We start from the raw sequence: 234 nt of genomic DNA on the forward strand, positions 1-234 counted from the left end.
TGCATGCACCGCCGCTTTCGAAGCGCAGTAGGCGCCGGCAAATGGCGTGACCAGCACACCTGACACGCTGCCGATATTCACCACCAGCCCCTTGGCCCGACGCAGCAGCGGAAACAACGCGCGGGTGACGCCGACAATCGAAAACACGTTGGTCTCGAACTGGCGCTGCATCGCCTGCACGCCGCCGTCGAGCAGCGGCCCCATCGCGCCGTAACCGGCGTTGTTGATCAGTAC

1 protein-coding gene is annotated in these 234 nt (G+C 64.5%); it reads right to left on the minus strand.

What is annotated here, in order from left to right:
• On the minus strand, positions 1-234 hold a 234-nt coding region (locus AAEY83_RS18625; RefSeq protein ID WP_351061678.1), incomplete at both ends, for an SDR family NAD(P)-dependent oxidoreductase.

The organism is Psychrobacter sp. TB20-MNA-CIBAN-0197, assembly GCF_040309765.1.
GTDB lineage: Bacteria > Pseudomonadota > Gammaproteobacteria > Pseudomonadales > Moraxellaceae > Psychrobacter > Psychrobacter submarinus.